The organism is Bradyrhizobium sp. 138 (assembly GCF_023074075.1).
Lineage (GTDB): Bacteria > Pseudomonadota > Alphaproteobacteria > Rhizobiales > Xanthobacteraceae > Bradyrhizobium.
The window spans coordinates 307269-330319 of record NZ_JADPKT010000084.1 but is presented as its reverse complement, the minus strand read 5'-3'; the positions used below and the strand labels follow the sequence as shown (position 1 = coordinate 330319).

At 64.6% G+C, this 23051-nt stretch carries 24 protein-coding genes; 12 read left to right on the top strand and 12 right to left on the bottom strand.

What is annotated here, in order from left to right; genetic code table 11:
• The first annotated feature begins 89 nt into the window (after positions 1-89).
• On the top strand, positions 90-1322 hold the full coding sequence (locus tag IVA79_RS29555; RefSeq protein WP_247559680.1) for a PLP-dependent aminotransferase family protein: 1233 nt from the start codon (positions 90-92) through the stop codon (positions 1320-1322).
• 8 nt (positions 1323-1330) lie between these two features.
• Here IVA79_RS29555 and IVA79_RS29550 read toward each other — a convergent pair whose 3' ends face one another.
• Positions 1331-1603, bottom strand: a complete 273-nt coding sequence (locus IVA79_RS29550) for a helix-turn-helix domain-containing protein (protein WP_247559678.1) — start codon at positions 1601-1603, stop codon at positions 1331-1333.
• 159 nt (positions 1604-1762) lie between these two features.
• Between IVA79_RS29550 and IVA79_RS29545 the strand changes: the two genes are divergently transcribed.
• Together IVA79_RS29545 and IVA79_RS29540 are read left to right on the top strand one after the other, a co-directional pair.
• Complete coding sequence (locus IVA79_RS29545; protein WP_247559676.1) at positions 1763-2215, top strand: hypothetical protein; 453 nt, start codon at positions 1763-1765, stop codon at positions 2213-2215.
• Between the two features lie 119 nt (positions 2216-2334).
• Complete coding sequence (locus IVA79_RS29540) at positions 2335-2571, top strand: hypothetical protein (protein WP_247559674.1); 237 nt, start codon at positions 2335-2337, stop codon at positions 2569-2571.
• Positions 2572-2757: 186 nt separating this feature from the next.
• Here IVA79_RS29540 and IVA79_RS29535 read toward each other — a convergent pair whose 3' ends face one another.
• From IVA79_RS29535 to IVA79_RS29505, 7 genes are all read right to left on the bottom strand, one after another.
• Positions 2758-3576 carry an aldo/keto reductase gene (locus tag IVA79_RS29535; RefSeq protein WP_247559672.1) on the bottom strand — a complete coding sequence of 273 codons (819 nt, stop codon included), beginning with the start codon at positions 3574-3576 and terminating at the stop codon, positions 2758-2760.
• 145 nt (positions 3577-3721) lie between these two features.
• Positions 3722-5287, bottom strand: a complete 1566-nt coding sequence (locus IVA79_RS29530; RefSeq protein WP_247559670.1) for an alkaline phosphatase D family protein — start codon at positions 5285-5287, stop codon at positions 3722-3724.
• A gap of 118 nt (positions 5288-5405) precedes the next feature.
• Entirely contained in the window at positions 5406-5825 is a 420-nt protein-coding gene (locus IVA79_RS29525; protein ID WP_247559668.1) for a hypothetical protein, read from the bottom strand.
• A 178-nt stretch (positions 5826-6003) separates the two neighbouring features.
• Positions 6004-7623 (bottom strand): DHA2 family efflux MFS transporter permease subunit, encoded by a 1620-nt coding sequence (locus tag IVA79_RS29520; RefSeq protein ID WP_247559666.1) that lies wholly within the window; start codon positions 7621-7623, stop codon positions 6004-6006.
• Positions 7620-8771: an HlyD family secretion protein gene (locus tag IVA79_RS29515; RefSeq protein WP_247559664.1), complete on the bottom strand. Its 1152-nt coding sequence runs from the start codon at positions 8769-8771 to the stop codon at positions 7620-7622. The genes IVA79_RS29520 and IVA79_RS29515 overlap by 4 nt, the downstream gene beginning before the upstream one ends.
• Before the next feature lie 196 nt (positions 8772-8967).
• A complete protein-coding gene (locus IVA79_RS29510) occupies positions 8968-9126 on the bottom strand; it encodes a hypothetical protein (RefSeq protein ID WP_247559662.1) in 159 nt (52 codons plus the stop codon).
• A 23-nt stretch (positions 9127-9149) separates the two neighbouring features.
• Complete coding sequence (locus IVA79_RS29505; protein WP_247559750.1) at positions 9150-9524, bottom strand: PRC-barrel domain-containing protein; 375 nt, start codon at positions 9522-9524, stop codon at positions 9150-9152.
• A 159-nt stretch (positions 9525-9683) separates the two neighbouring features.
• Between IVA79_RS29505 and IVA79_RS29500 the strand changes: the two genes are divergently transcribed.
• The 6 genes from IVA79_RS29500 (at position 9684) to IVA79_RS29475 (ending at position 13873) form a co-directional block, all read left to right on the top strand.
• Positions 9684-11483 carry a thiamine pyrophosphate-requiring protein gene (locus tag IVA79_RS29500; protein WP_247559747.1) on the top strand — a complete coding sequence of 600 codons (1800 nt, stop codon included), beginning with the start codon at positions 9684-9686 and terminating at the stop codon, positions 11481-11483.
• A complete protein-coding gene (locus IVA79_RS29495) occupies positions 11480-11707 on the top strand; it encodes a hypothetical protein (protein WP_247559660.1) in 228 nt (75 codons plus the stop codon). Before IVA79_RS29500 ends, IVA79_RS29495 begins: the two co-directional genes overlap by 4 nt.
• 87 nt (positions 11708-11794) lie before the next feature.
• Positions 11795-12346, top strand: a complete 552-nt coding sequence (locus tag IVA79_RS29490) for a DUF4142 domain-containing protein (protein WP_247559658.1) — start codon at positions 11795-11797, stop codon at positions 12344-12346.
• Between the two features lie 113 nt (positions 12347-12459).
• Entirely contained in the window at positions 12460-13044 is a 585-nt protein-coding gene (locus IVA79_RS29485) for a phosphatase PAP2 family protein (protein ID WP_247559654.1), read from the top strand.
• On the top strand, positions 13041-13388 hold the full coding sequence (locus IVA79_RS29480) for a DUF3147 family protein (protein ID WP_247559652.1): 348 nt from the start codon (positions 13041-13043) through the stop codon (positions 13386-13388). The genes IVA79_RS29485 and IVA79_RS29480 overlap by 4 nt, the downstream gene beginning before the upstream one ends.
• Positions 13388-13873, top strand: a complete 486-nt coding sequence (locus IVA79_RS29475; protein WP_247559649.1) for a DUF3147 family protein — start codon at positions 13388-13390, stop codon at positions 13871-13873. Before IVA79_RS29480 ends, IVA79_RS29475 begins: the two co-directional genes overlap by 1 nt.
• A gap of 148 nt (positions 13874-14021) precedes the next feature.
• Here the strand turns inward: IVA79_RS29475 and IVA79_RS29470 are convergent, their stop codons facing one another.
• On the bottom strand, positions 14022-14180 hold the full coding sequence (locus IVA79_RS29470) for a hypothetical protein (RefSeq protein ID WP_247559647.1): 159 nt from the start codon (positions 14178-14180) through the stop codon (positions 14022-14024).
• 175 nt (positions 14181-14355) lie between these two features.
• On the opposite strand from IVA79_RS29470, the gene IVA79_RS29465 reads away from it, so the two are divergent.
• Positions 14356-14604, top strand: coding sequence for a hypothetical protein (locus IVA79_RS29465; protein WP_247559644.1), 249 nt, complete (start codon positions 14356-14358; stop codon positions 14602-14604).
• 155 nt (positions 14605-14759) lie between these two features.
• Here the strand turns inward: IVA79_RS29465 and IVA79_RS29460 are convergent, their stop codons facing one another.
• Together IVA79_RS29460 and IVA79_RS29455 are read right to left on the bottom strand one after the other, a co-directional pair.
• On the bottom strand, positions 14760-14981 hold the full coding sequence (locus IVA79_RS29460; RefSeq protein WP_247559641.1) for a hypothetical protein: 222 nt from the start codon (positions 14979-14981) through the stop codon (positions 14760-14762).
• Between the two features lie 319 nt (positions 14982-15300).
• A complete protein-coding gene (locus IVA79_RS29455; RefSeq protein WP_247559639.1) occupies positions 15301-15495 on the bottom strand; it encodes a hypothetical protein in 195 nt (64 codons plus the stop codon).
• Between the two features lie 92 nt (positions 15496-15587).
• On the opposite strand from IVA79_RS29455, the gene IVA79_RS29450 reads away from it, so the two are divergent.
• Positions 15588-16100, top strand: a complete 513-nt coding sequence (locus tag IVA79_RS29450) for a DUF4142 domain-containing protein (protein WP_247559637.1) — start codon at positions 15588-15590, stop codon at positions 16098-16100.
• A gap of 9 nt (positions 16101-16109) precedes the next feature.
• Here the strand turns inward: IVA79_RS29450 and IVA79_RS29445 are convergent, their stop codons facing one another.
• Positions 16110-16385 carry a hypothetical protein gene (locus tag IVA79_RS29445; protein WP_247559744.1) on the bottom strand — a complete coding sequence of 92 codons (276 nt, stop codon included), beginning with the start codon at positions 16383-16385 and terminating at the stop codon, positions 16110-16112.
• A 368-nt stretch (positions 16386-16753) separates the two neighbouring features.
• Between IVA79_RS29445 and IVA79_RS29440 the strand changes: the two genes are divergently transcribed.
• A complete protein-coding gene (locus IVA79_RS29440; RefSeq protein WP_247559635.1) occupies positions 16754-23050 on the top strand; it encodes a HAMP domain-containing protein in 6297 nt (2098 codons plus the stop codon).
• Position 23051: the final 1 nt, after the last annotated feature.

The following is a 23051-nucleotide window of genomic DNA, read 5'->3' as shown; positions in this document are numbered from 1 at the left end:
GCCGTCCGACCCGGACGGCCGGCAAGAAAATAAGGCTGGCCGGCGCAACGCCGGCTGGCTCAACAAGAACAGAAACGAGGAACGCTCCCATGACGTCCAGCTTCGACTTCGCCCCCCTGTTTCCGGCAGGGCTGCCGGCCCCCTCTGCGCGCTGGACGGGCCTTGCCAAATACAGCTTTGTGGGCGGCAATAACGATTCCGAGCAACTGCCGCTCGATGGCCTGATCGAGGCGACCACCCTGGCGCTGCAGCGCGAGGGCCGGTCGCTTGCGACGTACGGGCTGGCCCACGGCCCGCAAGGCTACCTGCCCTTGCGCGAATTCCTGGTGACCAAACTCAAGCGCGATGCCGGCATCAACTGCACCGTCGACGATCTCCTGATCGTCTCCGGCTCGCTGCAGGCGCTCGACCTCGTCAACGCGACGCTGCTGGCGCGCGGCGACACCGTGATTTTCGAGCAGGACAGCTATCAGGGTTCACTGACCCGCCTGGCACGGCTCGGCGTCAACGTGGTCGGCGTCCCCCTCGACAAGGACGGCATGCGCATGGACGCGCTGGCGACAACGCTGGCCGATCTGAAGAGTCGCGGCATCCGTCCGAAATACATCTACACCATTCCGACGGTGCAGAACCCGACCGGCAGCATCATGCCCGAGAGCCGCCGCGTCGAGCTGGTGCGGCTCGCGACCGAATATGGCGTGCCCATCTTCGAGGACGATTGTTATGCCGACCTCGTCTGGTCAGGGCAGCGGCCGCCGGCGATCTACGCGATGAGCGAGAGCGGCGGCGTGATCCATATCGGCTCGTTCTCCAAATCGATCGCACCGGCGCTGCGCGTCGGCTTCATCGTGGCACCCTGGGATGTGATGTCGCGGATGCTGGCCCTGAAGACGGATGCGGGCTCCGGCGCGCTGGAGCAGATGGTGCTCGCCACCTATTGCAAGCCGCATTTCGCAAGCCACGTGCCGGCCCTGTCAAAGGCGTTGCGTACCAAGCTCGACACGCTGATGGAAGCTCTGAACGAACAGTTCGGGACGGCCGCAGAATTCGAGGAGCCCAAGGGCGGCATCTTCCTCTGGGTGAAGCTGCCCGACCAGGTCGATACGCTGAAACTCTATCAAGCCGCGCTCGCCGCCGGCGTCTCGATCAATCCGGGACCGGAATGGTCGACCAACAAGGGCCATTCCAGCTCGCGGCTGCGGCTGTGCTTTGCCAGCCCCACGCATCAGCAGATCCGTGAGGGCGTCGCCGTGCTCGCCGAGGTCTGCCGCAAGGAGTTCGGCGTGCCGGCCCGCAGTGCCAATGTGGAGAAGCGGGCCTGAGATTCGTCTCAAGCCGCGCGGGGCTGACTGCTGTGGATCGCGGAGGCCAGCCGCAGCAAAAGCACGATCGAGACGTTGCCCTTGCCGGCCTCGATCTGGGCGATATAGCGCTCGGAAATCCCGGAGCGGCGGGCGAGCTCCCGGCGCGACAGGTCGCAGCGCATGCGCGAGGACCGTAAGCGATCGCCCAGCTCGGTCAGAAACGCGGCCTCGGAATAAGGCGGTACGGCACAGCTCCCCGGCAGCACTTCGCCCGCAAAATCCATGACTTGATTCAGCATTGGTTTATCCACGTTCGCCTTCGGGAAATGCCATCCTACCCTCGATACGCCCTGCCTCATTGACGCGGATCAAATTCGCGAGCGATCGGCGGCTGCCGTGGAACGGCCGCGAGCGTGATGCTACACTTTGGAATTCTTCGAGGCGGGGTCTTTCAGGACATGATGCGTTGTTTGAGCCGCTGGATCGCGGCTGCGGTGCTGTGGGTTGCGTTCACCTCCATGGCCGGTGCCGAGACGCTGGCCGCGACGGTCGAGCAATGGGGCCTGCTCGGCTCATGGGCGGTCGATTGCGCGGCCCGGCCCGACCGCGACAAGGGTGCGCTCCTGACCTACGAGATCCGGAAGGACGGCCGGGTGATGTACCGGCGCAATTTCGGCGAGGCCAAGGACGAGAACGAGGTGGTGTCGGCCACGATCAACGCAGAGGGCCTGCTCAATGTGATGGTGTACTTCCCCTCGCTTTACCAGGCGCGTGAGTTCGGCTTGCTGCTCTTGAAGGACGGCAGCCTGCGCGCGATCTACAATCGCAGCGAACGCGGCGAGTACACGATCAGGGACGGCAAATACGTCGCGACAGGCGCGCCGACACCAGTGCAGCAACGCTGCGACTGAGCGTTACGTCTTAAGCACGATCACGCTCTATCTGAATAACCGTTCAGAATTCTCCTGCGATTCCGCCGGAACGTTCGCGTGAATGCGCGGTTTAGATGTGCATTCGATTGGAGGACATCATGAAGAAGCTTGGTTATGTGGTTGCGGCCTTGGGTGCGCTCGTGATCGCGGCGCCGACGCTGGCAAGTGCGGAGACGGTGGTGATCAAGCGCGGCTATCACCATCATCACGGCCCGTACGGCGCCCGCGCCGAATCCCGCGAGCATCGCGACCATGGCTGGCATCGCGGCTGGCATCATCGTGGCGACAGGGTCGTCGTGATCAAGCGCAGCCACCGCCATCATCACTGGGACTAAACGCGCAACGCAAAATGGAAATGGCCCCTCACGGGGGCCATTTCTTTTGCGCATCCTTGTAGGGTGGGCAAAGCGAAGCGTGCCCACGGCTTCGACGGTGATTCAGGAGAGGTGGTGGGCACGGCGCAAAGTGCGCCTTTGCCCACCCTACAATTATTTTTGCGTTCGCAGGATGTATCGACGGAGCTAGTCCCACGCCGGCGCGAAGCCGGGATTGACGCAGCGCTTGTCCTTCGGCAGCGCGGCGATCTTGTTGCGGTCGGCGTCGTCGAGCGTGATCTTCAGCGCATCGAGATTGGCCTGCTGGCTCTCGCGGCGCGAGGCCTTCGGGATGGCGGCGATGCCGTCCTGGTCGAGCAGCCATTTCAGCGCCACTTGCGCGGCGGTCACATTGTGCTTGGCACCGATCTCGGCCAGCACCGGATCCGAGGCAACACGCCCCTGCGCCAGCGGGCAATAAGCGACGAGCGGGATCGACTTTGCAGCAAGATAAGTGAGCACCGCCGATTGATCGAGCATCGCGTGATATTCGATCTGGTTGCAGGCGATCGGCGCCCTGATGTCCTCGACCGCCACCTTGAGCAGCGACGTGGTGAAATTGGCGACGCCAATGGCCCGCGTGCGCCCTTCCTCCTTCAGCTTCATCAAGGTCTCGAACACCGCACCCCAGTCCGCGGCCTTCGAGGGCCAGTGCACGAGATAGAGATCGACATGGTCGAGCCGAAGCTTGTTCAGGCTGGCATCGAAGGCACGCCGTATCGCGTCGGGGGTGAGGTTCTCGTGCCAGACCTTTGTCGTGACGTGCAGCTCGCCGCGCGGCAGACGGGACGCGGCGATGGCTGATCCGATCGGCTCCTCATTGGCGTACATCTCGGCAGTGTCGATGTGGCGATAGCCGACCGACAGCGCGCTCTCTACCGCGGCGCGGCAGGCATCGCCCTGCATGCGAAAGGTGCCGAGGCCGAGCTTGGGCATGCTGATGCCCTGTGTCTTCAGATTGTCCATGAACAGGCTCCTGACGTCGTTCATCCCACCGGATACGCGCGGCGTTGCCGCGTGAGCAGATCTTTCGGTGATGGAAACGAAATGGCGGGAGCGAGAAGCATAGCGCGGCAGCAGCGGGGCGGCCAATCAAGATCGGGTTAGCGACCTACGAATGCTGCGCGACCACAGCGGGACGCACCTGCTGCTGCGGCGCGATGTCGACCGACCAGAGGTCGCGATTGTCCACGTCCTTCAAGGTCACGGTCATGACGCCACTGCGGCCATCGATGTCGACGCGGCCGAAGAATTGCAAGCCGAAGCACGGCGCCAAATTCTCGCCCTGCGCCGCGCTACAGCCGTTCTGGTACATCGCGACCGGACCAAAAGTGTTGTCGAGCTCGCCCGGGCCCCAGCTGCCGGCGTGCAGCGGACCGGAGACGAACTCCCAGAACGGCTCGAAATCCCTAAATTGTGCCTTGCCCGGATCGTAATAGTGCGCGGCCGTATAGTGCATGTCCGCGGTGAGCCAGACGATGTTGCGGATTCCGGCGCGCTTGATGGAGCGGAGGAGATCGGCAATCTCGTGCTCGCGCCGGTCGGGCGCCCCATTGCCGAGCGCGACAGCATCGAGACTGATGAGGCCGATCGGCAAATCAGCGGCGATGACCTTCCACGTTGCGCGCGAGGCGGCGAGCTCCCGCTTCAGCCAGGCAAGCTGCTCGGCGCCGAGGATCCAGCCGCGATGGTCGCCGCCCTTGTTCCAGTGATCGTCGCGATAGCTGCGCATGTCGATCATGAAGAGGTCGAGCAGCGGACCGTAGCCGATGCGGCGGTAGACCCGGCCCTGCTGCACGCCGAGATCGCGGATCGGCATGAAGTCGAAGAAGGCGCGGCGGGCGCGCGCGACAAGTCGAGGCGTGCCGTCATCCTCAAAGCCTGCCTCGTCGTAGCTGTCGGTCGGCGACCAGTCGTTGGTGACCTCGTGGTCGTCCCACTGCGCGAACATCGGCACCTCCGCATGGAAGGCGCGAAAGTGTTCGTCGAGATGGTTGTATTTGTAGTTGCCGCGAAACTGCCCCAGCGTGTGCGCGACCTCGGCTTTGTCCTCGGTCACCAGATTGCGCCAGATCTCGCCGTTCGGCAGCTTCTGCTCGGACGGAATCGCGCAGTCGGCGTAGATGTGATCGCCGGAATGGATGAAGAAATCCGGACGGTTGTCGAGCATGGTGCGATAGCTGCGATAGCCGCCGCGCGAGATGTCGATACCCCAGCCCTGCCCCGCGACGTCGCCGGACCACACGAACGAGATCGACCGTCCGGCTGCCGGCGCGGTGCGGAAATGGCCAAGACGGCTTTCGCCGGGAAGGCTGGTCGCGATGTCGTCGAAGCGGACGCGATAGAAGACGTCCTGCCCGGGCGGCAGGTCGTCGAGCAGCAGCTTTGCGGTGAAGTCCGCGTCCGGCAGCGCGTCGCCCGAGGCCGCGGCAATGATCGTCTTGAAACTCTCGACGGTCGAGCATTCCACTTGCATGCGCGCGGGCCGGTCGGCGCGCGCCCAGATCACGGCGGAGCCATCGGAGACGTCCCCGGACTGGATGCCACCCGCGATCTGCGGACGATCAGCGGCGCGGCTGAGATGCGGCTTCGCGAGCGAGGCGATGGCGAGGCTGGAAGCGGAGCGGACCAGGAATTGCCGCCGGGTCCATGCGCGCGAAGCGCGGAGTGTTGCCATTCAGGAAACCTTCGTCGAATCGCGACGGAAGGTGCCTGCGCCGTTTGACCTGCGGCTTACGGTTTCTTGACTCCGCGCCTACGGTTTTGCGACGCGCGGATGACGGCTCCAGCCTCGTCTAGTGCTTCCAGTTGCAGATGCCGCCGGAGCGGCACGGCCAGGTCTGGATGCGGGTATCCATCGCCTGCGCATTCAGCGGGTTGCCGCGACGATGCGCAAGCTTCGCGCGGGCCGCGCCGCGCGGCTGGGCGTGCCTGGCGGGCGCGACCTTGGGCTCGGCCACACGGACGCGTTCAGCGGCAACCTTCTTCGGCACGTCGACGGGCTCGGCGCGCGCCTGCGCCTCGTTGACGCCACGCGCCTCCAAAGCCACCGGCGCGAACTGCGTCTCGGGCCCGAGCCGCTTCGGCGACAGCACGGCCTTGGAGAGATCGAGACCGAGATATTCGTCTGGCTTGTAGTCGTCAGCGCGTGCGACGCCGCCGCCAGCGAGCGCGACGGCAACCGCAACTGCAAAATGAACGCTCTTCAGGACCACGGACGCCTCCTGAAATTGATTTTGAAAGGGAGTAATTTATCCCTATTTAGGAGGCGCCGGGGCCAATTCCAGCGGCCAAGTGCCGCCGTGGTTAAGAAGTTTGATGGTGTCAGGCGGCCTTTCGCGTCGCCCTCGTCCCATCCAGGAACCCGATCAGGCGGCTCGCGGCGGACATGCCTCAATGCCCCCGCGCCGGCGCCCTCAGATCGATCGAACGCAGCACGGCCGCCGTGGGGATCATCAGCACCGCGATGATCGCCAACGTCCAGAACACGTCGATATAGGCGAGCAGATCGACCTGCTGCTGCAAGGTGCGGCCGACCCAGGCGAGCGCCTGTGACGCCGCATCGCTCGCATTGGAGCCTTGCGCCTGGAAGTAGCGCGTCATCGCGTCGATGGTCTGCTGATAGCCGAGATCGGAAGGCGCGGCGTGCTCGATCAGGCGGCTCTGGTGAAATTGCTGGCGCTGCGCCAAAACCGTCTGCGCCAGCGCGACGCCCATGGATCCCCCGATGTTGCGGGCGACATTGATCAGGGCGGAGGCCTGGTTGGTCTTATCAGGCGGTACGCCGTCATACGAGGCGGTTGTCACCGGCAGGAACAGGAAGGGCAGGCCCAGCGCGAGGAAGATGCGCGACAGCGCTGCGTAGCCGTAGGTGATGCCGCCGGTGAGCCCGGTGAGATGCCACATCGAGAACGCGACGATGGCAGCGCCGAACATGATCAGATATTTCGGCTGCACCGTGCTGACGAGGCGGCCGACCACCGGCATCAGCACCAGGGTCGCGATGCCGCCGGGCGACAGCGCGAGGCCTGCCAGCATCGCCGTGTAGTTCAGCTCGGTCTGGAGCAATTGTGGCAGGAGCTGGGTCGTCGAGATCAGCACCGCGCCGGTACCGAGCATGACCAGGAAGCAGGCGGCGAATTGGCGCCGGCCGAGCAGGCGAAGATCGATGATCGGATCCTCCCGCGACAGCTCCCACGGAATCAGTGCGAGCAGGCAGACCGCGGCCAGCACCGCGAAGACGACGATCATGTTCGATCCGAACCAATCGTTGCGCTGGCCTTCATCGAGCACGAATTCGAGCGAGCCGAGCCCGATCGCGACGAGCAGGAAACCGATATAGTCGACACGCAGGCCCCTGCTCAGCAACCTCTCCCGCTCCTCCTCCGCGCCCGACGGCTCCTTGACCAGCGTGCCGACCAGGAGGAGCGAGAGCAGCCCCATCGGCACGTTGATCAGGAAGACCCAGTGCCAGCTGTAGGTATCGGTGATCCAGCCGCCCAGCGTCGGCCCGATCACCGGCGCGACCACGACGGCGACGCCGTAGATCGCGAAGGCCTGGCCGCGCTTGTGCGGCGGAAAGGAGTCGGCGAGGATCGCCTGCTCGCTCGTCGCCATGCCGCCGCCGCCGAGGCCCTGGAGAATGCGGAACAGCACCAGCGACTGCAAATTCCAGGCGAAGCCGCACAGCAGTGATGCGATCGAGAACGTCGCGACGCACATCATGTAGAAGCGCTTGCGGCCGATCACGGTCGCCAGCCAGCCCGAGATCGACAGCACGATGGCATTAGCGACGAGATAGCTGGTGATGACGTAGGTGCTCTCGTCGATCCCCACCGCCAGGCTGCCCGCGATGTGACGCAGCGCGACATTGGCAATGGTGGTGTCGAGCACCTCCATGAAGGTCGCGATCGAGACCACGAAGGCGATCAGATAGGGATTGTGACCGCCGGCCGCCGACCGCTCCGGCGACCAGCCGCCGGCAGACGCGCCGCCTTGCGCAGCGTCCGTCATCGCACCCGGGTCCAGGGCACGACGGACATGCCGGGACCAACAGGCAGATCGGCAGGCCAATTGTCGACCACGATCTTGACCGGCACGCGCTGCACCACCTTGACGTAGTTGCCGGTGGCGTTCTCCGCCGGCAGCAGACTGAACGCGGTGCCGGAGCCCGGCTGCACCGAATCGACATGGCCGGTGAGCTTGTGGCCGGGATAGGCATCGATGCGGATCTCGACCCGCTGGCCCGAACGCATGTCGCCCAGCTGCGTCTCCTTGTAATTGGCAACGATCCAGACCTCATCGGGGACGAACATCATCAGGCTCTGCCCCGCCGTGGCGAATGTGCCCTTGGCGCCAGAGAGCTTGACGACGCGGCCGGACTGCGCCGCGACGACGCTGGTGTATTGCAGGTTCAGCCTGGCCTGATCGAGCTGCGCCTGCGACTGCCCGAGCTGCGCCTTGGCGCCTTCGAGCTGGGCCTGCAGCGTCTTGATGCCGAGTTGCGCCGACGTCACGGCCGTCTTGGCACGCTCGGTATTGGCCTGCTGCGCCTGGAGATCGGAGCGGGTCTGCTGCTGGCGCTGCACGGTGCCGGCGCCCTTCTCGACCAGATCCTGAGCGCGCGCGAACTCCTCCTCCGCGAATTGAAGCTGGGCCTGGGCCTGTTCGAGCTGCGCCTTGGTTTGCTTGATCTGCTCCTGCTGGGAGTCGATCTGCGCCTCGACATTGGTGATGTTCGCCTTGGCTACCGCGACCTGCGCAATGGCCTGGTCGATCGCAATCCGGTAGTCGCGTTCGTCGATCTTGGCGAGAAGATCGCCGGCATTGACATGCTGATTGTCCGTCACCGGAATGTCGGTCACATAGCCGCCCACCTTCGCGGCCACCGAAATGCTGCGCGCAGCGACGAATGCATCGTCAGTGGACTCATAATGACGCACGTCGAGCCAGTAGAGCAGACCGCCAACGAGCGCGGCGATCAGCACGACGGCGCCGGCGGTTGCGAGCAGCCAATGCTCGCGAAGCCGCTGGCGCAGCGAAGGCGGCTTGGCCTGCTGATCCCTGGTGTCGCGGGTCTGATCAGGCGGCGCTTTTGGAGCTTCCTTCGCCCTCTGCGGCTGCTCCGCGGACAAGCCACGTTCCCGTGTCTGAGCATCCACGGCCAACACCTTTCTCGGGATTCAACCGACGGCGAGCGGCTTTCCGGCCACCTTTGCCCGCCGCGAGCCTAACCGCAGCGCCGAAGCATGGTTCCGCCTTGTGAAAGCCCGTGGCCATTCGTGAACGCCATGCTCAAGAAAGAAGCGCGGCGCCATGACGCCGCGCTTCATTCGATCTCCGACGGAAGCACTCTTGTCAGTGCGTCTTCGTCTCGTGCCATTTCTCGAGATCGGGCTTCACCTTGTCCGATCCTTGTTCCTTCTCCGGATTGCCCTTCCAGGGCTTGTCCGTCTGCCTGTGCGTTCCCCAGTCATTCTGGTCCCGGGGATCGTCGGTCGGCCGTTCCTTGCTCATTGAGCTCCCTTTCCATGCAACGTCTATGCGAAGGGAACGCCGTAATAGGTGTTGATGCCGCGAACTGCGGCTTCATCGCCCCAGTTCCAATCGCTTCGCTCGCCGTATTTCGGCGCGCTTTTCAGATCCTTGGCCGTGATCGCGGTGACGTAACCGCCCAGCTCCGTGTCGTATTTCAGCGATTGCCACGGTAACGGGTAATGATCGTTCCCGAGTCCGAGGAATCCGCCGAACCCAAGCACGGCGTAAGACACCTTGCCGCTGATCTTGTCGATCATCACGCGCTCAATCGAGCCGATCCTGTTGCGGTCAGCACCATAGACCGATGTTCCCTCGACCTTGTCGCTGCCGATCAAACGACCCATTTCGGCGCGGTCCAGCTCTGCTTGATTCAACATCTCAGTGCTCCACTCAGCCAGTGCAGGAATCAACCGGACAGGCGGGCGATCGTTCCGCTGATGTTCCGCACGCCCTGTTCGGCACTCGGGCAGGAACATCGCAGCGAGCGAGCGGTTCTCTGGACTTCAAAACAGCTCTCGGAATCGAGGCCGCGCATGGTGTCCCAGACCGTCTCCGACTACATCGTTCAGCGTCTGCACCAATGGGGCGTGCGCCACCTCTTCGGCTATCCCGGCGACGGCATCAACGGCGTGTTCGGCGCCATGAACCGGGCCGAAGGCAAGATCGGCTTCGTGCAGGCGCGGCACGAGGAGATGGCGGCATTCATGGCGGCCGCCTACGCTAAATTCTCCGGTCGGCTCGGCGTCTGCATTGCAACCTCGGGCCCGGGCGCCTCGCATCTCATCACCGGGCTCTATGACGCGCTGCTCGATCACCAGCCGGTGCTGGCGATCGTTGGCCAGCAGGCCCGCAGCGCCCTCGGCGGGCAATATCAGCAGGAACTCGACCTTCTCTCGATGTTCAAGGACGTCGCCGGCGCCTACGTCATGCAGGCATCCTCGCCCGCGCAGGTGCGGCACCTGATCGATCGTGCGGTACGGATCGCGCTGGCGCGGCGGACCCCGACCGTGATCATCCTGCCCAATGACCTCCAGGAGGAGCCTTACGAAAGCCCGCCCCGTACGCACGGTACGCTGCATTCCGGCATCGGCTACAGCGCACCCAGCATCACGCCGCGTGAGGCCGATCTCGATCGCGCTGCGGAGGTCCTCAATGCCGGCAAGAAGGTTGCGATGCTGGTCGGCGCCGGCGCGCTTGGCGCCACCGACGAGGTGATCGCCGTCGCTGACCGGCTGTCGGCCGGCTGCGCCAAGGCGCTGCTCGGAAAGGCCGCGCTGCCCGACGATCTGCCGTGGGTGACCGGCTCGATCGGCCTGCTCGGCACCGAGCCCAGCTACAACATGATGATGGAATGCGACACGCTGCTGATGGTCGGCTCCGCCTTCCCCTATGCCGAATTCCTTCCCGAGGAAGGCCGCGCACGCGGCGTGCAGATCGACATCGACCCCAGCATGATGTCGACCCGCTTTCCCATGGAGGTCGGCCTCGTCGGCGATGCCGCCGAGACCTTGCGCGCATTGCTGCCGCGACTGAAACACAAGAGCGACGGCGCCTGGCGCCGGGGTATCGAAGAGGACGTTGCGGCATGGTGGAAGACGCTTGATGACCGCGCGCACCAGCCCGCGGCGCCGGTCAACCCGCAGCTCGTCGCCTGGGAATTGTCCCCGCGCCTGCCCGACCGCGCCATCATCACCAGTGATTCCGGCTCCTGTGCCAACTGGTTCGCGCGCGACCTGAAGATGCGGCGCGGCATGACCGCCTCGCTCTCCGGCGGCCTCGCCTCGATGGGCGCAGCGGTGCCCTATGCCCTCGCCGCGAAGTACGCCCATCCGGATCGGCCAGTGATCGCCCTCGTCGGCGACGGCGCGATGCAGATGAACAACATGGCCGAATTGATCACTGCCGCGAAGTACTGGCGCAGCTGGAAGGATCCGCGCTTGATCGTCTGCGTCTTCAACAATGAGGATCTCAACCAGGTGACCTGGGAGCAGCGCATCATCAACGGTGATCCCAAATTCGAGGCCTCGCAGCGCATTCCCGACGTCTCCTATTCCCGCTTCGCCGAGCTCATCGGCCTGCGCGGCATCTTCGTCGATAGCCCACAGCTGCTCGGCTCGGCCTGGGAACAGGCGCTGGCAAGCGAGATGCCCGTCGTGCTGGAGGTCAAGACCGATCCCGAAGTGCCGCCGCTGCCGCCGCATATCACGCTGCAACAGGCCAAGAACTTCTCGCTCGCCCTGATGAAGGGCGATCCGAACCAAAGCGGGATGATCAAGGGAGCAGCGCGACAGGTGCTCGAAACGATCCTACCCGGAAAGGAAAGAGGTGAACCATGACCGACTTCCGAGATATCCAGCATGGCGTCAACGACCCCGTCGATGGCGTAGACGTGAAATACCGCTTCAACGACAACAAGACGCCGCACGAGCGCGCGCAGCGCCATGCCGACGTGCGTGCCGACGCCACGGCCGTTCCCACTGAAGCGTTTCTGCCCGAGCGGCTTCGACGCAAACCGACCGATCCCATCAATCCGCGCACCGGGCGGCATCCGACGGATTAGCCGTTAGGAACCACGGTCCCCGCGGCGTGTTGATCGGCGCAACATCGCGCGGCAAGAGGCTGCGCGCCCGATCAAGAGGGACCAGACATGAAGAAGACCGTCATCGCCCTTGCCTGCGTGCTTTTCGCAGGCCCCGCGCTCGCCCAGTCGCTGGGCGAGAAGACCGGCGTCAATTCGGCGCTCGGCGTCGCACCTGCGACCGCCGACTTCGTCAAGGAGGTCGCGATCAGCGACATGTTCGAGATCGAGTCGAGCAAGCTCGCCCAGCAGAAGGGCAACGCGCAGGAAAAGAGCTTCGCACAGCAGATGGTGACCGACCACACCAAGACCAGCACCGAGCTCAAGGGTCTCGTCAGTGACGGCAAGGTGCAGGCGACCCTGCCGACGGCGCTCGACAGTTCGCACCAGAGCAAGCTCGACAAGCTCAAGAACGCCGCCGGCAAGGATTTCAGCTCGGACTACAACTCCTACCAGGTCAGCGCCCACGAAGATGCGGTGTCACTGTTCGAACGTTACGCCAAGGGCGGTGACAATGCCGCTCTGAAGGACTGGGCCGGCAAGACGCTGCCGGCGCTCAAGCACCATCTCGACATGGCCAAGGAGCTCGGCAAGGCGCCGAGCGTCGGCCAGTCCAAGTAACGGCGGCGTTGAGGAGGCCGCCGCTCGGCGTCCTCCTCGTCCTGCGCATCACAGGAACGTTCATTGTCATAGAGAATTTACAAGCCAGTCATGAAAGATAACGCGCCAGACCGATGGCCCTCGTAAAAGTAAAACCCACCCGGATCGATCAGGCGCTCGCAGACGAAATTGCGCACGACACCAATCCAGGCCTGGAGCAAGTCGCTCAGACTTTGACTTGGGCTGCCGACGAGCACGTGATACTGGCACTCGCTGCGGCTGGGTGGCTTTACGCCCAGCTCCGGCGACCCGAAGCGCGTCCTGCTGCAAATCACGTGTTGGCGGTCTCCGTGGCGGCCGCGGTGCTGCCACATTTGCTGAAGTCCGTGTTTGACCAGACAAGGCCCGACCGGTTGACAGTCCTCGGTCATGCCCACGGTATTCCGATCTCAGGGCGATCCCGCAATGCGTTTCCGTCCGGCCATGCTCTGCACATGGGCGCGCTGGCCTCGGCGGCCGGGCTGCTGAACCCAGTCCCACGCCGGCTGGTGCGCTCGCTTGCCGTCGCTCTGTCGTTGACGCGCGTGATCGTGCTTGCACACTGGGCCAGCGACGTCGTGGCGGGCTTCACCCTCGGCGTCGTCGTCGAGCGACTGTTCAGGCCGTTCACACTCGGAAAGCTACGGCAGCGGCTTCCTACCTCACGGGTGCGGCCATGACGGAATATCTCCTGCGCTTCATCGCGGGCGGGGTCATCGTCTCCGCCTTCGCCATCCTGGGAGACATGCTCAAACCGAAGAGCTTTGCCGGGCTGCTCGGTGCGGCTCCGTCGGTCGCCCTGGCCACGCTCAGCATCGCCGTCGTCCAGCACGGCCCGCAATATGTCGCCGCCGAAAGCTGGACGATGATCTATGGCGCCATCGCGCTCGCCTGCTACAGCGTTCTCGTCTGCCATCTCCTGATGAGATTTCATCTCGCCGCACTGCCGGCCACCATCGCCGCCTTTGCCGTATGGCTCGTCGTCGCCTTCGGTCTGCTCGCGGGCTTCGGAGGGGCTGCCTGATGCCGGTCAAGCTGTCTTCATCGGCGCTAAAACAGACGCGGTGGTACGAGTATGGTGTTCGCTTCCTGCTCGGCGGGCTGGCAACGGTCGTTACGGGGATCGTGAGCTCACGTTTCGGCGTCTCCGTCGGTGGGCTCTTCCTCGCGCTCCCCGCCATCTTCTGCGCCAGCGCAACGTTGATCGAAAGTCATGAGCGTCGCGCCAAGAAAAAAGCCGGCCTCAGCGGACGCCGACGCGGGCAGCAGGCCGCGGCGCTCGATGCTGCGGGTGCGGGCCTCGGAAGCATCGGTCTTGCGGCATTCGCCCTAGTTTTTTACGTCGTGGTTCCGACAACCGCGATTGGCGCATTCGTCGCCGCCATTCTGGTATGGGCGGTCGTTTCGGTATTGGCGTGGTGGCTGAGGCGAAAGCTGCGCATCACCTCCCGCGCGGTGCAGACCGAGCGCACCGGACCATCAGCGAGGGGCCGCGGCATCTTCCCGTAACATCAGAAACCCGTACATCTCGGCAGCGGTCTGAAGCTGATCGATGCGCGCGAGAACAACGTCGCGCTGCCGTCCATGCGGCATGCCCGACAGCTCGTGCTCAAGCCGCAGCTTCTGCGCCTCGAGACGTTGTTCGAACGTATGTGGCTCAGATCGTCTTCGCATCTTCCGTCCTCGGTGGCTGCAGGCCCGGACTGTTGGCCCAACGCTCGACCTGCTCGATGACCTTCTGGTGGCTTGGACGCACCGGCTTGGGGGCCTCCGCCTCTTCGGAAAGTTTACGGGGTAACCTGACTTCGTCCGTCATGGTCTCTCTCCCTTTCCCAGGAGAAAATGCGCGACCGCGAAAGTCGTTCAATAATAACTTATTGATTTTGTTATCTATTTTTACTCATTTGGAGACTTTTTCGTCTCTTGTGGAACTACCGCCAAGTTGGTTCATTGAGTAATCTACTCAACCTACTCAATTTGCGTGATCGACCATGAAAGACCTTCGCGCCGAGCGCCTTCAGGTCATGCTCTCGCCGGAAGAGTTGGCCGCCGTCGATGATTTCCGGTTCAAGCATCGCATGCCGACGCGGGCGGCGGCGGTCCGCGAGCTTCTCAAGTTCGGACTGGCCGCCGCCGACGTCGACGCAGCCGCCGGCGTGAAGTCGAGCAGCTTCGGCGTGTTCGGCCGCGGGGCCGACGGACATACGCAGCGAGATCCCGAGACCGGTACCGAGGACTGAGCCATAGAGGCCCTCCACAAGCGAACGGCCCCGGCACGGTGGGTGCCGAGGCCGTCCTTGGAGATTGCTTCCGGCGCACCGGGGGCATGACAACCGGAAGCAACCTGTCGACTCCACGCGCGAGGATTCGTTCCTCGCGCCAAATCTAGCGTCGTCTAGCCGCTCGGCGCGTCGCCGGAATCATCCGGCGTCATGCCGGAGCCTGGCGTCTTGCTCTTGTCGTTCAGCCTGGGATCGCGCGTCGCCTCTCGCGACGGCGAGCCTCTTGGATCAGCCTTTTGCGGATCCGTCTTGTGCACGGACTGCGCGCGCTGCTTGTCGCGGGGCTGCTCCTCCGCCCGTTTGTCCTTGACGATGCCGTGGTCGGAATGGGCCATGATGTGCCTTCGCCTCTTCTGACGTCTCGAAGCGGTTACGCACTGGGGCGCCGAATGTTCCGGCGGGGCGCTAGCTATGCGTTGCGTGGACGGCGGCCGATGCGTTCTCCAGATGCATCTGACGCACCGTCGTCACCGTCGCAAACGCGACTGAGACGCCAAAGGCGAGAATGAGCGAAAGAAGAGCCAGACGTGGAGCCCTCGCAAACCTCCTTCTGGAATCGAAAACCAACGCGATTGACTGTTCCCTGATCATGCTGGATCGGTCGCTTGCATTCCGTGAGCGGTCTCACACGCGGATCCACGAAAAGGCGAGCGTTCAGGCGTCCTGCTGCTGTGAGGAGCGGACGTTAACGGGCGCAATCTCGCCATCGAGCCAATCCTGCTCGTGAGCGAGCGCCGTCCAGGCGTCCGCCATGCGCGAATAGCGCTTGTGGGCGGGTTGTCCCTCGGCGCGCTCGGCGAGCTGGAGACAATTGTCGGCGTTATCTCTGAAGATGTCAGACTGTTTCATGAAGAAGACGTGGGGACGGAACTCTGCCCTCGCAACCCGCTTGCCGGATCGTAATGTCGGGAACTTTGCCCGCCATCGGCAATTGACACCCGATGCGGGTCCTCGTCGCGATCATCCTGGCGTTCATCAGCACCGCGGCGCTTGCCGACGCCACCGGCGAACGAAAGCCTGACGGCCGTCCGCCGAGCGCAACCGACGTCATCAGCGGTCTCTACAACTTCAGCCGCTTCCAGCAGGGCCTTCTGGAGAGCACCGACCTGAAGGGCAATGCCGAGGTCAAGAACCTCGCCGCCTTGCGCGCCGAGGAAGCAGCCAAGCGCGACAAGGCGCTGAAGCAGATCCAGCAGGCGATCGGCGCGGAGCCGCGCGTCGACAAGACGTCGTCCGTCAGCGCGAGCCTGGTCGAGCCCGAAACGTCGGACGGACCGACTTACGTCCGAAGCTTCTACGCCTCACAGATTCCCGAGTATGAATCGGCCATCGACCTGCTCGAACGCTATCTGAAGGCGCCCGACAACGCCGCGCTCGCAGCGTTCGCGCGCGAGCAGCTCCCGATGCTGCGCGCGCAGGTCAAGGCCGCCGAGCGCACCATGGCGGACAAGTAGCCGCCTTTATTATTTGTCGTTCGGATGACGTTGCTGGCTCTGCGGCCGCACGGTGCGGTCGCTTTCCGGCATCTTGTCCCGGCCTGCATCGCCATTGTCATCCTTGCCGCCCGAAGATGAGGTGCCGCTTCCGCTCGGGTTCGACCGGGTCGCCGCCCCCGTGGTCGGGGTATCCGCCTGCGGGTTGGCGGAGCTCGCGGCGGGATCGCCGGTCACCGCCCCGCGACCGCTGGGCTCACCGCCCTGCGCCAAGGCCTGTGTCAAGGCCGCCCCGGCAAACAGCATGACGACGATCGCGGCAAGCCCTCCTTTGGCAAGCCCTCCTTTGGCAAGTCCTCCTTTGGCAAGTCCTCCTTTGACAAATCCTGCTTTCATGTCCGTTCTCCCTCTTTGCGGGCTAACCACAAGGCTCGGCGCTCCGTTCCGAAGGGTGCCGGTGACGGATGGATGAGGCGCCGGGCCGCCCACGCCATTTCCTTCCGAATTCGCATGGAACCAATTCGGCCGATCGCCGTTGTCAGCATCGGGCTGAGCAAAGCAGGTTCCATTTTCAAGCGCCGCTCCTTGGCGCTTGATTTCGAATTTGGCTGACGCTCTATTTCGAGCAAATGCGTCACGCCTTGGATTCGGCCGGCGCCTGCGGGGGAATCAGTATGAGCGACCTCGATCCCGGAACTGCATCACGCTCCGGTCGTCGCGTCCCAAAGCCAAAAGCCAACGGTATGTCTGATCCTGATTCCCGGGCGGAGTTGCTGCTCGCCTTGCAGGCGATGCGCAGCGGCGACTTTTCCGTGCGGATGAGCGGCGACTATCTCGGCATCGACGGCAAGATCGCCGACACGTTCAATGAAATCATCGCCGCCAACCAGCGCATGGCGCAGCAGCTCGAGCTGGTCGGCCAGGTGGTGGGCCGCGAGGGCAAGACGCGCCAGCGCGTGAAATTCGGCCTCGCCTCCGGCTCCTGGGCCGACATGGAAGGCTCCGTCAACACGCTGATCGACGATTTGTTGTGGCCGACCCGCGAGGTGACGCGCGCAGTCGCCGCCGTCGCCCAAGGCGACCTGCTCCAGACCGTCAAGCTCGACGTCGACGGCCGGCCGCTCCGCGGCGAGTTCCTGCAGTCGGCGACCATCGTCAACACGATGATCAAGCAGCTCGGCGTGTTCACCTCCGAGGTGACGCGCGTGGCGCGCGAGGTCGGCACCGAAGGCAAGCTCGGCGGCCAGGCCCAGGTGCCGGAAGTGACCGGCGTCTGGAAGGACCTCACCGAGAGCGTCAACTCGATGGCGAACAACCTGACCAACCAGGTTCGCAACATCGCCGAGGTGACGATCGCGGTCGCCAACGGCGACCTCTCCAAGAAGATCACGGTCGACGTCCGCGGCGAAATCCTTCAGCTCAAGGAAGCCATCAACACGATGGTGGACCAGCTGCGCTCCTTCGCCTCCGAAGTGACACGCGTGGCGCGCGAGGTCGGCACCGACGGCAAGCTCGGCGGCCAGGCGATCGTGCCCGGTGTCGCCGGCACCTGGAAGGACCTCACCGATTCCGTCAACGCGATGTGCGGCAACCTGACCGCACAGGTGCGCAACATCGCCAACGTCACCACCGCCGTGGCGCGCGGCGACCTGTCGCGCAAGATCACCGTGGACGTGCGCGGCGAGATCCTGGAGCTGAAGGACACCATCAACACCATGGTGGACCAGCTCAACTCCTTCGCCTCGGAGGTGACGCGCGTGGCGCGCGAGGTCGGCACGGAAGGAAAGCTCGGCGGCCAGGCCCAGGTGCCCGGCGTGGCAGGCACCTGGAAGGACCTCACCGACAACGTCAACTTCATGGCCTCGAACCTGACCGCGCAGGTCCGCAACATCGCCGACGTCGCCACGGCCATCGCGAGCGGCGACCTCTCGAAGAAGATCACGGTGAACGTCTCGGGCGAGATCCTTCAGCTGAAGGAGACGCTCAACACCATGGTCGACCAGCTCAACGCCTTTGCCGGCGAAGTGACGCGCGTCGCCCGCGAGGTCGGCACCGAGGGTCGGCTCGGCGGCCAGGCCAACGTGCTCGGCGTCGCCGGCACCTGGAAGGACCTCACCGAGAGCGTCAACTCGATGGCCTCGAACCTGACCGCACAGGTCCGTAACATCGCGGAGGTGACGACAGCGGTCGCCGGCGGCGACCTCTCGAAGAAGATCACGGTGGACGTGCGCGGCGAGATCCTGGAGCTGAAGGACACCATCAACACCATGGTGGACCAGCTCAACGCCTTCGCCGGCGAAGTGACGCGCGTCGCGCGCGAGGTCGGCACCGAAGGCAAGCTCGGCGGCCAGGCCGTCGTGCGCGGCGTCGGCGGCACCTGGAAGGATCTCACCGACAGCGTCAACTCGATGGCCTCGAACCTCACCGGCCAGGTCCGCAACATCGCCGAGGTCGCAACGGCGGTCGCCAAGGGCGATTTGTCGAAGAAGATCACGGTGAACGTGTCGGGCGAGATCCTTCAGCTGAAGGAGACGCTCAACACCATGGTCGACCAGCTCAACGCCTTCGCCGGCGAGGTGACGCGCGTCGCCCGTGAGGTCGGCACCGACGGCAAGCTTGGCGGTCAGGCCGGCGTGCCCGGCGTCGCCGGCACCTGGAAGGACTTGACGGACTCGGTGAACTCGATGGCGGGCAACCTCACCGCCCAGGTCCGCAACATCGCCGAAGTGGCGACCGCGATCGCCGGCGGCGACCTGTCGCGCAAGATCACCGTGGACGTGCGCGGCGAGATCCTTCAGCTCAAGGACACGCTGAACACGATGGTCGACCAGCTCAACCGCTTCGCGGGCGAGGTGACGCGCGTGGCGCGCGAGGTCGGCACCGAAGGCCGCCTCGGCGGTCAGGCCAACGTGCCGGGCGTCGCCGGCACCTGGAAGGACCTCACCGACAGCGTGAACTCGATGGCCGGCAACCTCACCGCCCAGGTCCGCAACATCGCCGAAGTGACCACTGCCGTCGCGCGCGGCGACCTGTCGCGCAAGATCACCGTCGACGTGAAGGGCGAGATCCTCGAGCTCAAGAACACCATCAACACCATGGTGGACCAGCTCAACGGTTTTGCCGGCGAAGTGACGCGCGTGGCGCGCGAGGTCGGCACCGAAGGCAAGCTCGGCGGCCAGGCCGAAGTGCCCGGCGTCGCCGGCACCTGGAAGGACCTCACCGACAACGTCAACTTCATGGCCTCGAACCTGACGGCCCAGGTCCGCAACATCGCGGAGGTCGCGACGGCGATCGCCGGCGGCGACCTGTCGAAGAAGATCACGGTGGACGTGCGCGGCGAGATCCTGCTGCTCAAGGACACCTTGAACACCATGGTCGAGCAGCTGCGCTCCTTCGCCGCGGAAGTGACGCGCGTGGCGCGCGAGGTCGGCACCGAAGGCCGGCTCGGCGGTCAGGCCGTCGTGCCCGGCGTCGGCGGCACGTGGAAGGATCTGACCGACAACGTCAACCTGCTCGCCGCGAACCTCACCACCCAGGTCCGGAACATCGCCGAAGTCACCACGGCTGTCGCGCGCGGCGACCTGTCGCGCAAGATCACCGTCGACGTGAAGGGCGAAATCCTTGAGCTGAAGAACACCATCAACACCATGGTGGACCAGCTCAACGCCTTCGCCGGCGAAGTCACGCGCGTCGCGCGCGAAGTCGGCACCGAGGGCGAGCTCGGCGGCCAGGCCCAGGTGCCCGGCGTCGCCGGCACCTGGAAGGACCTCACCGACACCGTGAACGTCATGGCGGTGAACCTGACCGAGCAGGTGCGCGGCATCGTCAAGGTGGTGACCGCGGTCGCGAACGGTGACTTGAAGCAGAACCTGACCGTGAAGTCGAAGGGCGAGGTCGCCGCCCTCGCCGACACCATCAACAACATGACCGCGACGCTGGCGACCTTCGCCGAGCAGGTGACGTCGGTGGCGCGCGAAGTCGGCGTCGAAGGCCGTCTCGGCGGTCAGGCCGACGTGCCCCGCGCGGCCGGCACCTGGAAGGACCTCACCGGCAACGTCAACCTGCTGGCGGCCAACCTCACCTCGCAGGTGCGCGCGATCGCGGAAGTGGCGACCGCCGTGACCAAGGGCGATCTGACGCGGTCGATCCAGGTCGACGCCCGCGGCGAGCTCGCCGAGCTGAAAGACAATATCAATACGATGATCACGAACCTCCGTCTCACGACGGACGTGAACACCGAGCAGGACTGGCTGAAGACCAACCTCGCCAAATTCACCAACATGCTGCAGGGCCAGCGCGACCTCACCACCGTCGGCCGGCTGCTGCTCACCGAACTGTCGCCGCTGGTGAACGCCCATACCGGCGTGATCTACCAGGTCGAGAACGAGGACAATCCGCAACTTCTGCTGCTCGCCTCCTACGCCAGCGACGGCATTTATCCGTATCAGCGCGTGCTGCAGTTCGGCGACGGCCTGATCGGCCAGTGCGCCCTCGACAAGCGGCCGCGCGTGGTCGCCGACATTCCGTCCGACGTGGTGCCGATCAATTCGGCGCTGTTCCGCGTCGCGCCGAAGAACCTCGTCGTGCTGCCTGTGCTGTTCGAGGGCCAGGTCAAGGCCGTGATCGAGCTCGCCTCGCTCGTCTCCTTCACGACCTCGCAGATGACGTTCCTGGAGCAGCTCACCGACTCCATCGGCATCGTGCTCAATTCGATCGAAGCGACGATGCAGACCGAAGGCCTGCTCAAGCAGTCGCAGCAGCTCGCCGGCGAGCTTCAGACTCAGCAGCGCGAATTGCAGCAGACCAACGACCAGCTCGAGCAGAAGGCGCAGCAGCTCGCCGAGCGCAACGTCGAGGTCGAACGCAAGAACCAGGAGATCGAGCAGGCCCGCCGCGCCCTGGAGGAAAAGGCGACCGAGCTCGCGCTGACCTCGAAGTACAAGTCCGAATTCCTCGCCAATATGAGCCACGAGCTGCGCACGCCACTGAACTCGATCCTGATCCTGGGACAGCAGCTCACCGACAATCCGGACGGCAACCTCTCAGCCAAGCAGGTCGAATTCGCCCGCACCATCCACGGCGCCGGCACCGACCTGCTCAATCTGATCAGCGACATTCTGGATCTGTCCAAGATCGAATCCGGTACGGTGACGGTCGACGCCGAGGAAATCCTGACCGCGAACCTGCTCGAGACCGTCGGGCGGCCGTTCCGGCACGAGGCGGACAACCGCAATCTGTCCTTCAAGATCGACATCGATCCGAGCCTGCCCCGCAGCATCGTCACCGACTCCAAGCGCTTGCAACAGGTGCTGAAGAACCTGCTTTCCAACGCGTTCAAGTTCACCGCCGAAGGCGAGGTGCGCCTCAAAGTCGCCGGCGCGGTCGGCGGTTGGGGGAGCGACCACCCGGTGCTGAATTCGGCGCCGGCCGTGATCGCGTTCGAAGTGTCCGACACCGGCATCGGCATTCCCGTGGAGAAGCAGAAGCTGATCTTCGAGGCGTTCCAGCAGGCGGATGCCGGCACCAGCCGGAAGTACGGCGGCACCGGCCTTGGGCTTGCGATCAGCCGCGAGCTGGCAGGCCTGCTCGGCGGCGAAATCCATCTGCGTAGCGCGCCCGGCAAGGGCTCCTCCTTCACGCTTTATCTGCCGCTGAAATATTCCGGCCCGACGCTCGCGCCCCGGACTGCGCCTGCGCCACAACAACACAACCAGCCGCCGGCGCTGCAGCCGGCCGCGCCGGAGCAGCAGCGCGTCATCGAGCAGCTTCCCGACGACCGGCTCAACCTGGAGCCCGGCGACAGCATCCTGCTGATCGTCGAGGACGACCCGCATTATGCGCGCGTGCTGGTCGATCTCGCTCGCGACAAGGGATTCAAGGTGCTGGTCGCCGCCCGCGGCGCGGAGGCGCTGGAGCTCGCCAAGCAATACCAGCCGAGAGCAGTCTCGCTCGATGTGTTCCTGCCTGACATGCTCGGCTGGACCGTGCTGAGCCAGCTCAAGCACAATCCGCTGACCCGTCACATCCCCGTGCAGATCATCACGCTCGACGAGGACCGCCAGCACGCGCTGGCGCGTGGTGCGTTCTCCTTCGTCAACAAGCCGACGACCACCGAAGGCGTCTCGGCCGCGCTGACGCAGATCAAGGAATATGCGCGGCCGCGGCGCAAGCGGCTCCTGATCGTCGAGGACAACGAAGCCGAGCAGCTCTCGATCCGCGAGCTGCTGCACCACGACGACATCGAGATCGTAACGACCGACACCGGCGCAGGCGCGCTCTCGACGCTGCGCGAGGCGCCATGCGACTGCGTGGTGCTCGACCTCAGGCTGCCCGACATGAGCGGCTTCGAGGTCCTGGACCAGATCCGCAACGACGAGGCGCTGTCGAACATTCCGGTCGTCGTATTCACCGGCCGCGAGCTCTCGGCGGAAGAGGATGCGGAGCTCCACACCATGGCGCGCAGCATCGTGGTCAAGGGTGTGGAATCGCCCGAGCGCCTGCTCGACGAGACCGCGCTGTTCCTGCACCGAGTCATCACGGAACTTCCGGTCGAGAAGCAGCGCATGCTGGAGAAGCTGAACAGTTCCGACGAGGATCTGATCGGCAAGACCGCGCTGCTCGTCGACGACGATGCCCGCAACATCTTCGCGCTGTCGAGCGTGCTGGAACGGCGCGGCATGAAAGTGCTGACGGCGACGACCGGCAGCGAAGCGGTGACGCTGGTCGAATCCAACCCGGAGATCGCCATCGTGCTGATGGACATCATGATGCCGCAGATGGATGGCTATCAGACCATCGGCGTCATTCGCGAAAATCCGGCCTTCGCCCGCCTTCCGATCATCGCGCTGACCGCCAAGGCGATGAAAGGCGACCGGGAGAAATGCCTCGAAGCCGGCGCGTCCGATTACCTCGCCAAACCCGTCAACACCGATCAATTGCTGCTTGCGATCCGCATGTGGCTGCACCGCTGAG

Coding starts and splice junctions, on each gene's coding strand:
- IVA79_RS29465 (WP_247559644.1), top strand. CDS start 14,356: ATGAAAGACCTTCGCGCCGAGCGCCTTCAGGTCATGCTCTCGCCGGAA.
- IVA79_RS29540 (WP_247559674.1), top strand. CDS start 2,335: ATGAAGAAGCTTGGTTATGTGGTTGCGGCCTTGGGTGCGCTCGTGATC.
- IVA79_RS29480 (WP_247559652.1), top strand. CDS start 13,041: ATGACGGAATATCTCCTGCGCTTCATCGCGGGCGGGGTCATCGTCTCC.
- IVA79_RS29470 (WP_247559647.1), bottom strand. CDS start 14,180: ATGACGGACGAAGTCAGGTTACCCCGTAAACTTTCCGAAGAGGCGGAG.
- IVA79_RS29455 (WP_247559639.1), bottom strand. CDS start 15,495: ATGAAACAGTCTGACATCTTCAGAGATAACGCCGACAATTGTCTCCAG.
- IVA79_RS29550 (WP_247559678.1), bottom strand. CDS start 1,603: ATGCTGAATCAAGTCATGGATTTTGCGGGCGAAGTGCTGCCGGGGAGC.
- IVA79_RS29440 (WP_247559635.1), top strand. CDS start 16,754: ATGAGCGACCTCGATCCCGGAACTGCATCACGCTCCGGTCGTCGCGTC.
- IVA79_RS29445 (WP_247559744.1), bottom strand. CDS start 16,385: ATGCTGTTTGCCGGGGCGGCCTTGACACAGGCCTTGGCGCAGGGCGGT.
- IVA79_RS29485 (WP_247559654.1), top strand. CDS start 12,460: ATGGCCCTCGTAAAAGTAAAACCCACCCGGATCGATCAGGCGCTCGCA.
- IVA79_RS29520 (WP_247559666.1), bottom strand. CDS start 7,623: ATGACGGACGCTGCGCAAGGCGGCGCGTCTGCCGGCGGCTGGTCGCCG.
- IVA79_RS29545 (WP_247559676.1), top strand. CDS start 1,763: ATGATGCGTTGTTTGAGCCGCTGGATCGCGGCTGCGGTGCTGTGGGTT.
- IVA79_RS29505 (WP_247559750.1), bottom strand. CDS start 9,524: ATGTTGAATCAAGCAGAGCTGGACCGCGCCGAAATGGGTCGTTTGATC.
- IVA79_RS29510 (WP_247559662.1), bottom strand. CDS start 9,126: ATGAGCAAGGAACGGCCGACCGACGATCCCCGGGACCAGAATGACTGG.
- IVA79_RS29450 (WP_247559637.1), top strand. CDS start 15,588: ATGCGGGTCCTCGTCGCGATCATCCTGGCGTTCATCAGCACCGCGGCG.
- IVA79_RS29555 (WP_247559680.1), top strand. CDS start 90: ATGACGTCCAGCTTCGACTTCGCCCCCCTGTTTCCGGCAGGGCTGCCG.
- IVA79_RS29530 (WP_247559670.1), bottom strand. CDS start 5,287: ATGGCAACACTCCGCGCTTCGCGCGCATGGACCCGGCGGCAATTCCTG.
- IVA79_RS29490 (WP_247559658.1), top strand. CDS start 11,795: ATGAAGAAGACCGTCATCGCCCTTGCCTGCGTGCTTTTCGCAGGCCCC.
- IVA79_RS29535 (WP_247559672.1), bottom strand. CDS start 3,576: ATGGACAATCTGAAGACACAGGGCATCAGCATGCCCAAGCTCGGCCTC.
- IVA79_RS29495 (WP_247559660.1), top strand. CDS start 11,480: ATGACCGACTTCCGAGATATCCAGCATGGCGTCAACGACCCCGTCGAT.
- IVA79_RS29475 (WP_247559649.1), top strand. CDS start 13,388: ATGCCGGTCAAGCTGTCTTCATCGGCGCTAAAACAGACGCGGTGGTAC.
- IVA79_RS29460 (WP_247559641.1), bottom strand. CDS start 14,981: ATGGCCCATTCCGACCACGGCATCGTCAAGGACAAACGGGCGGAGGAG.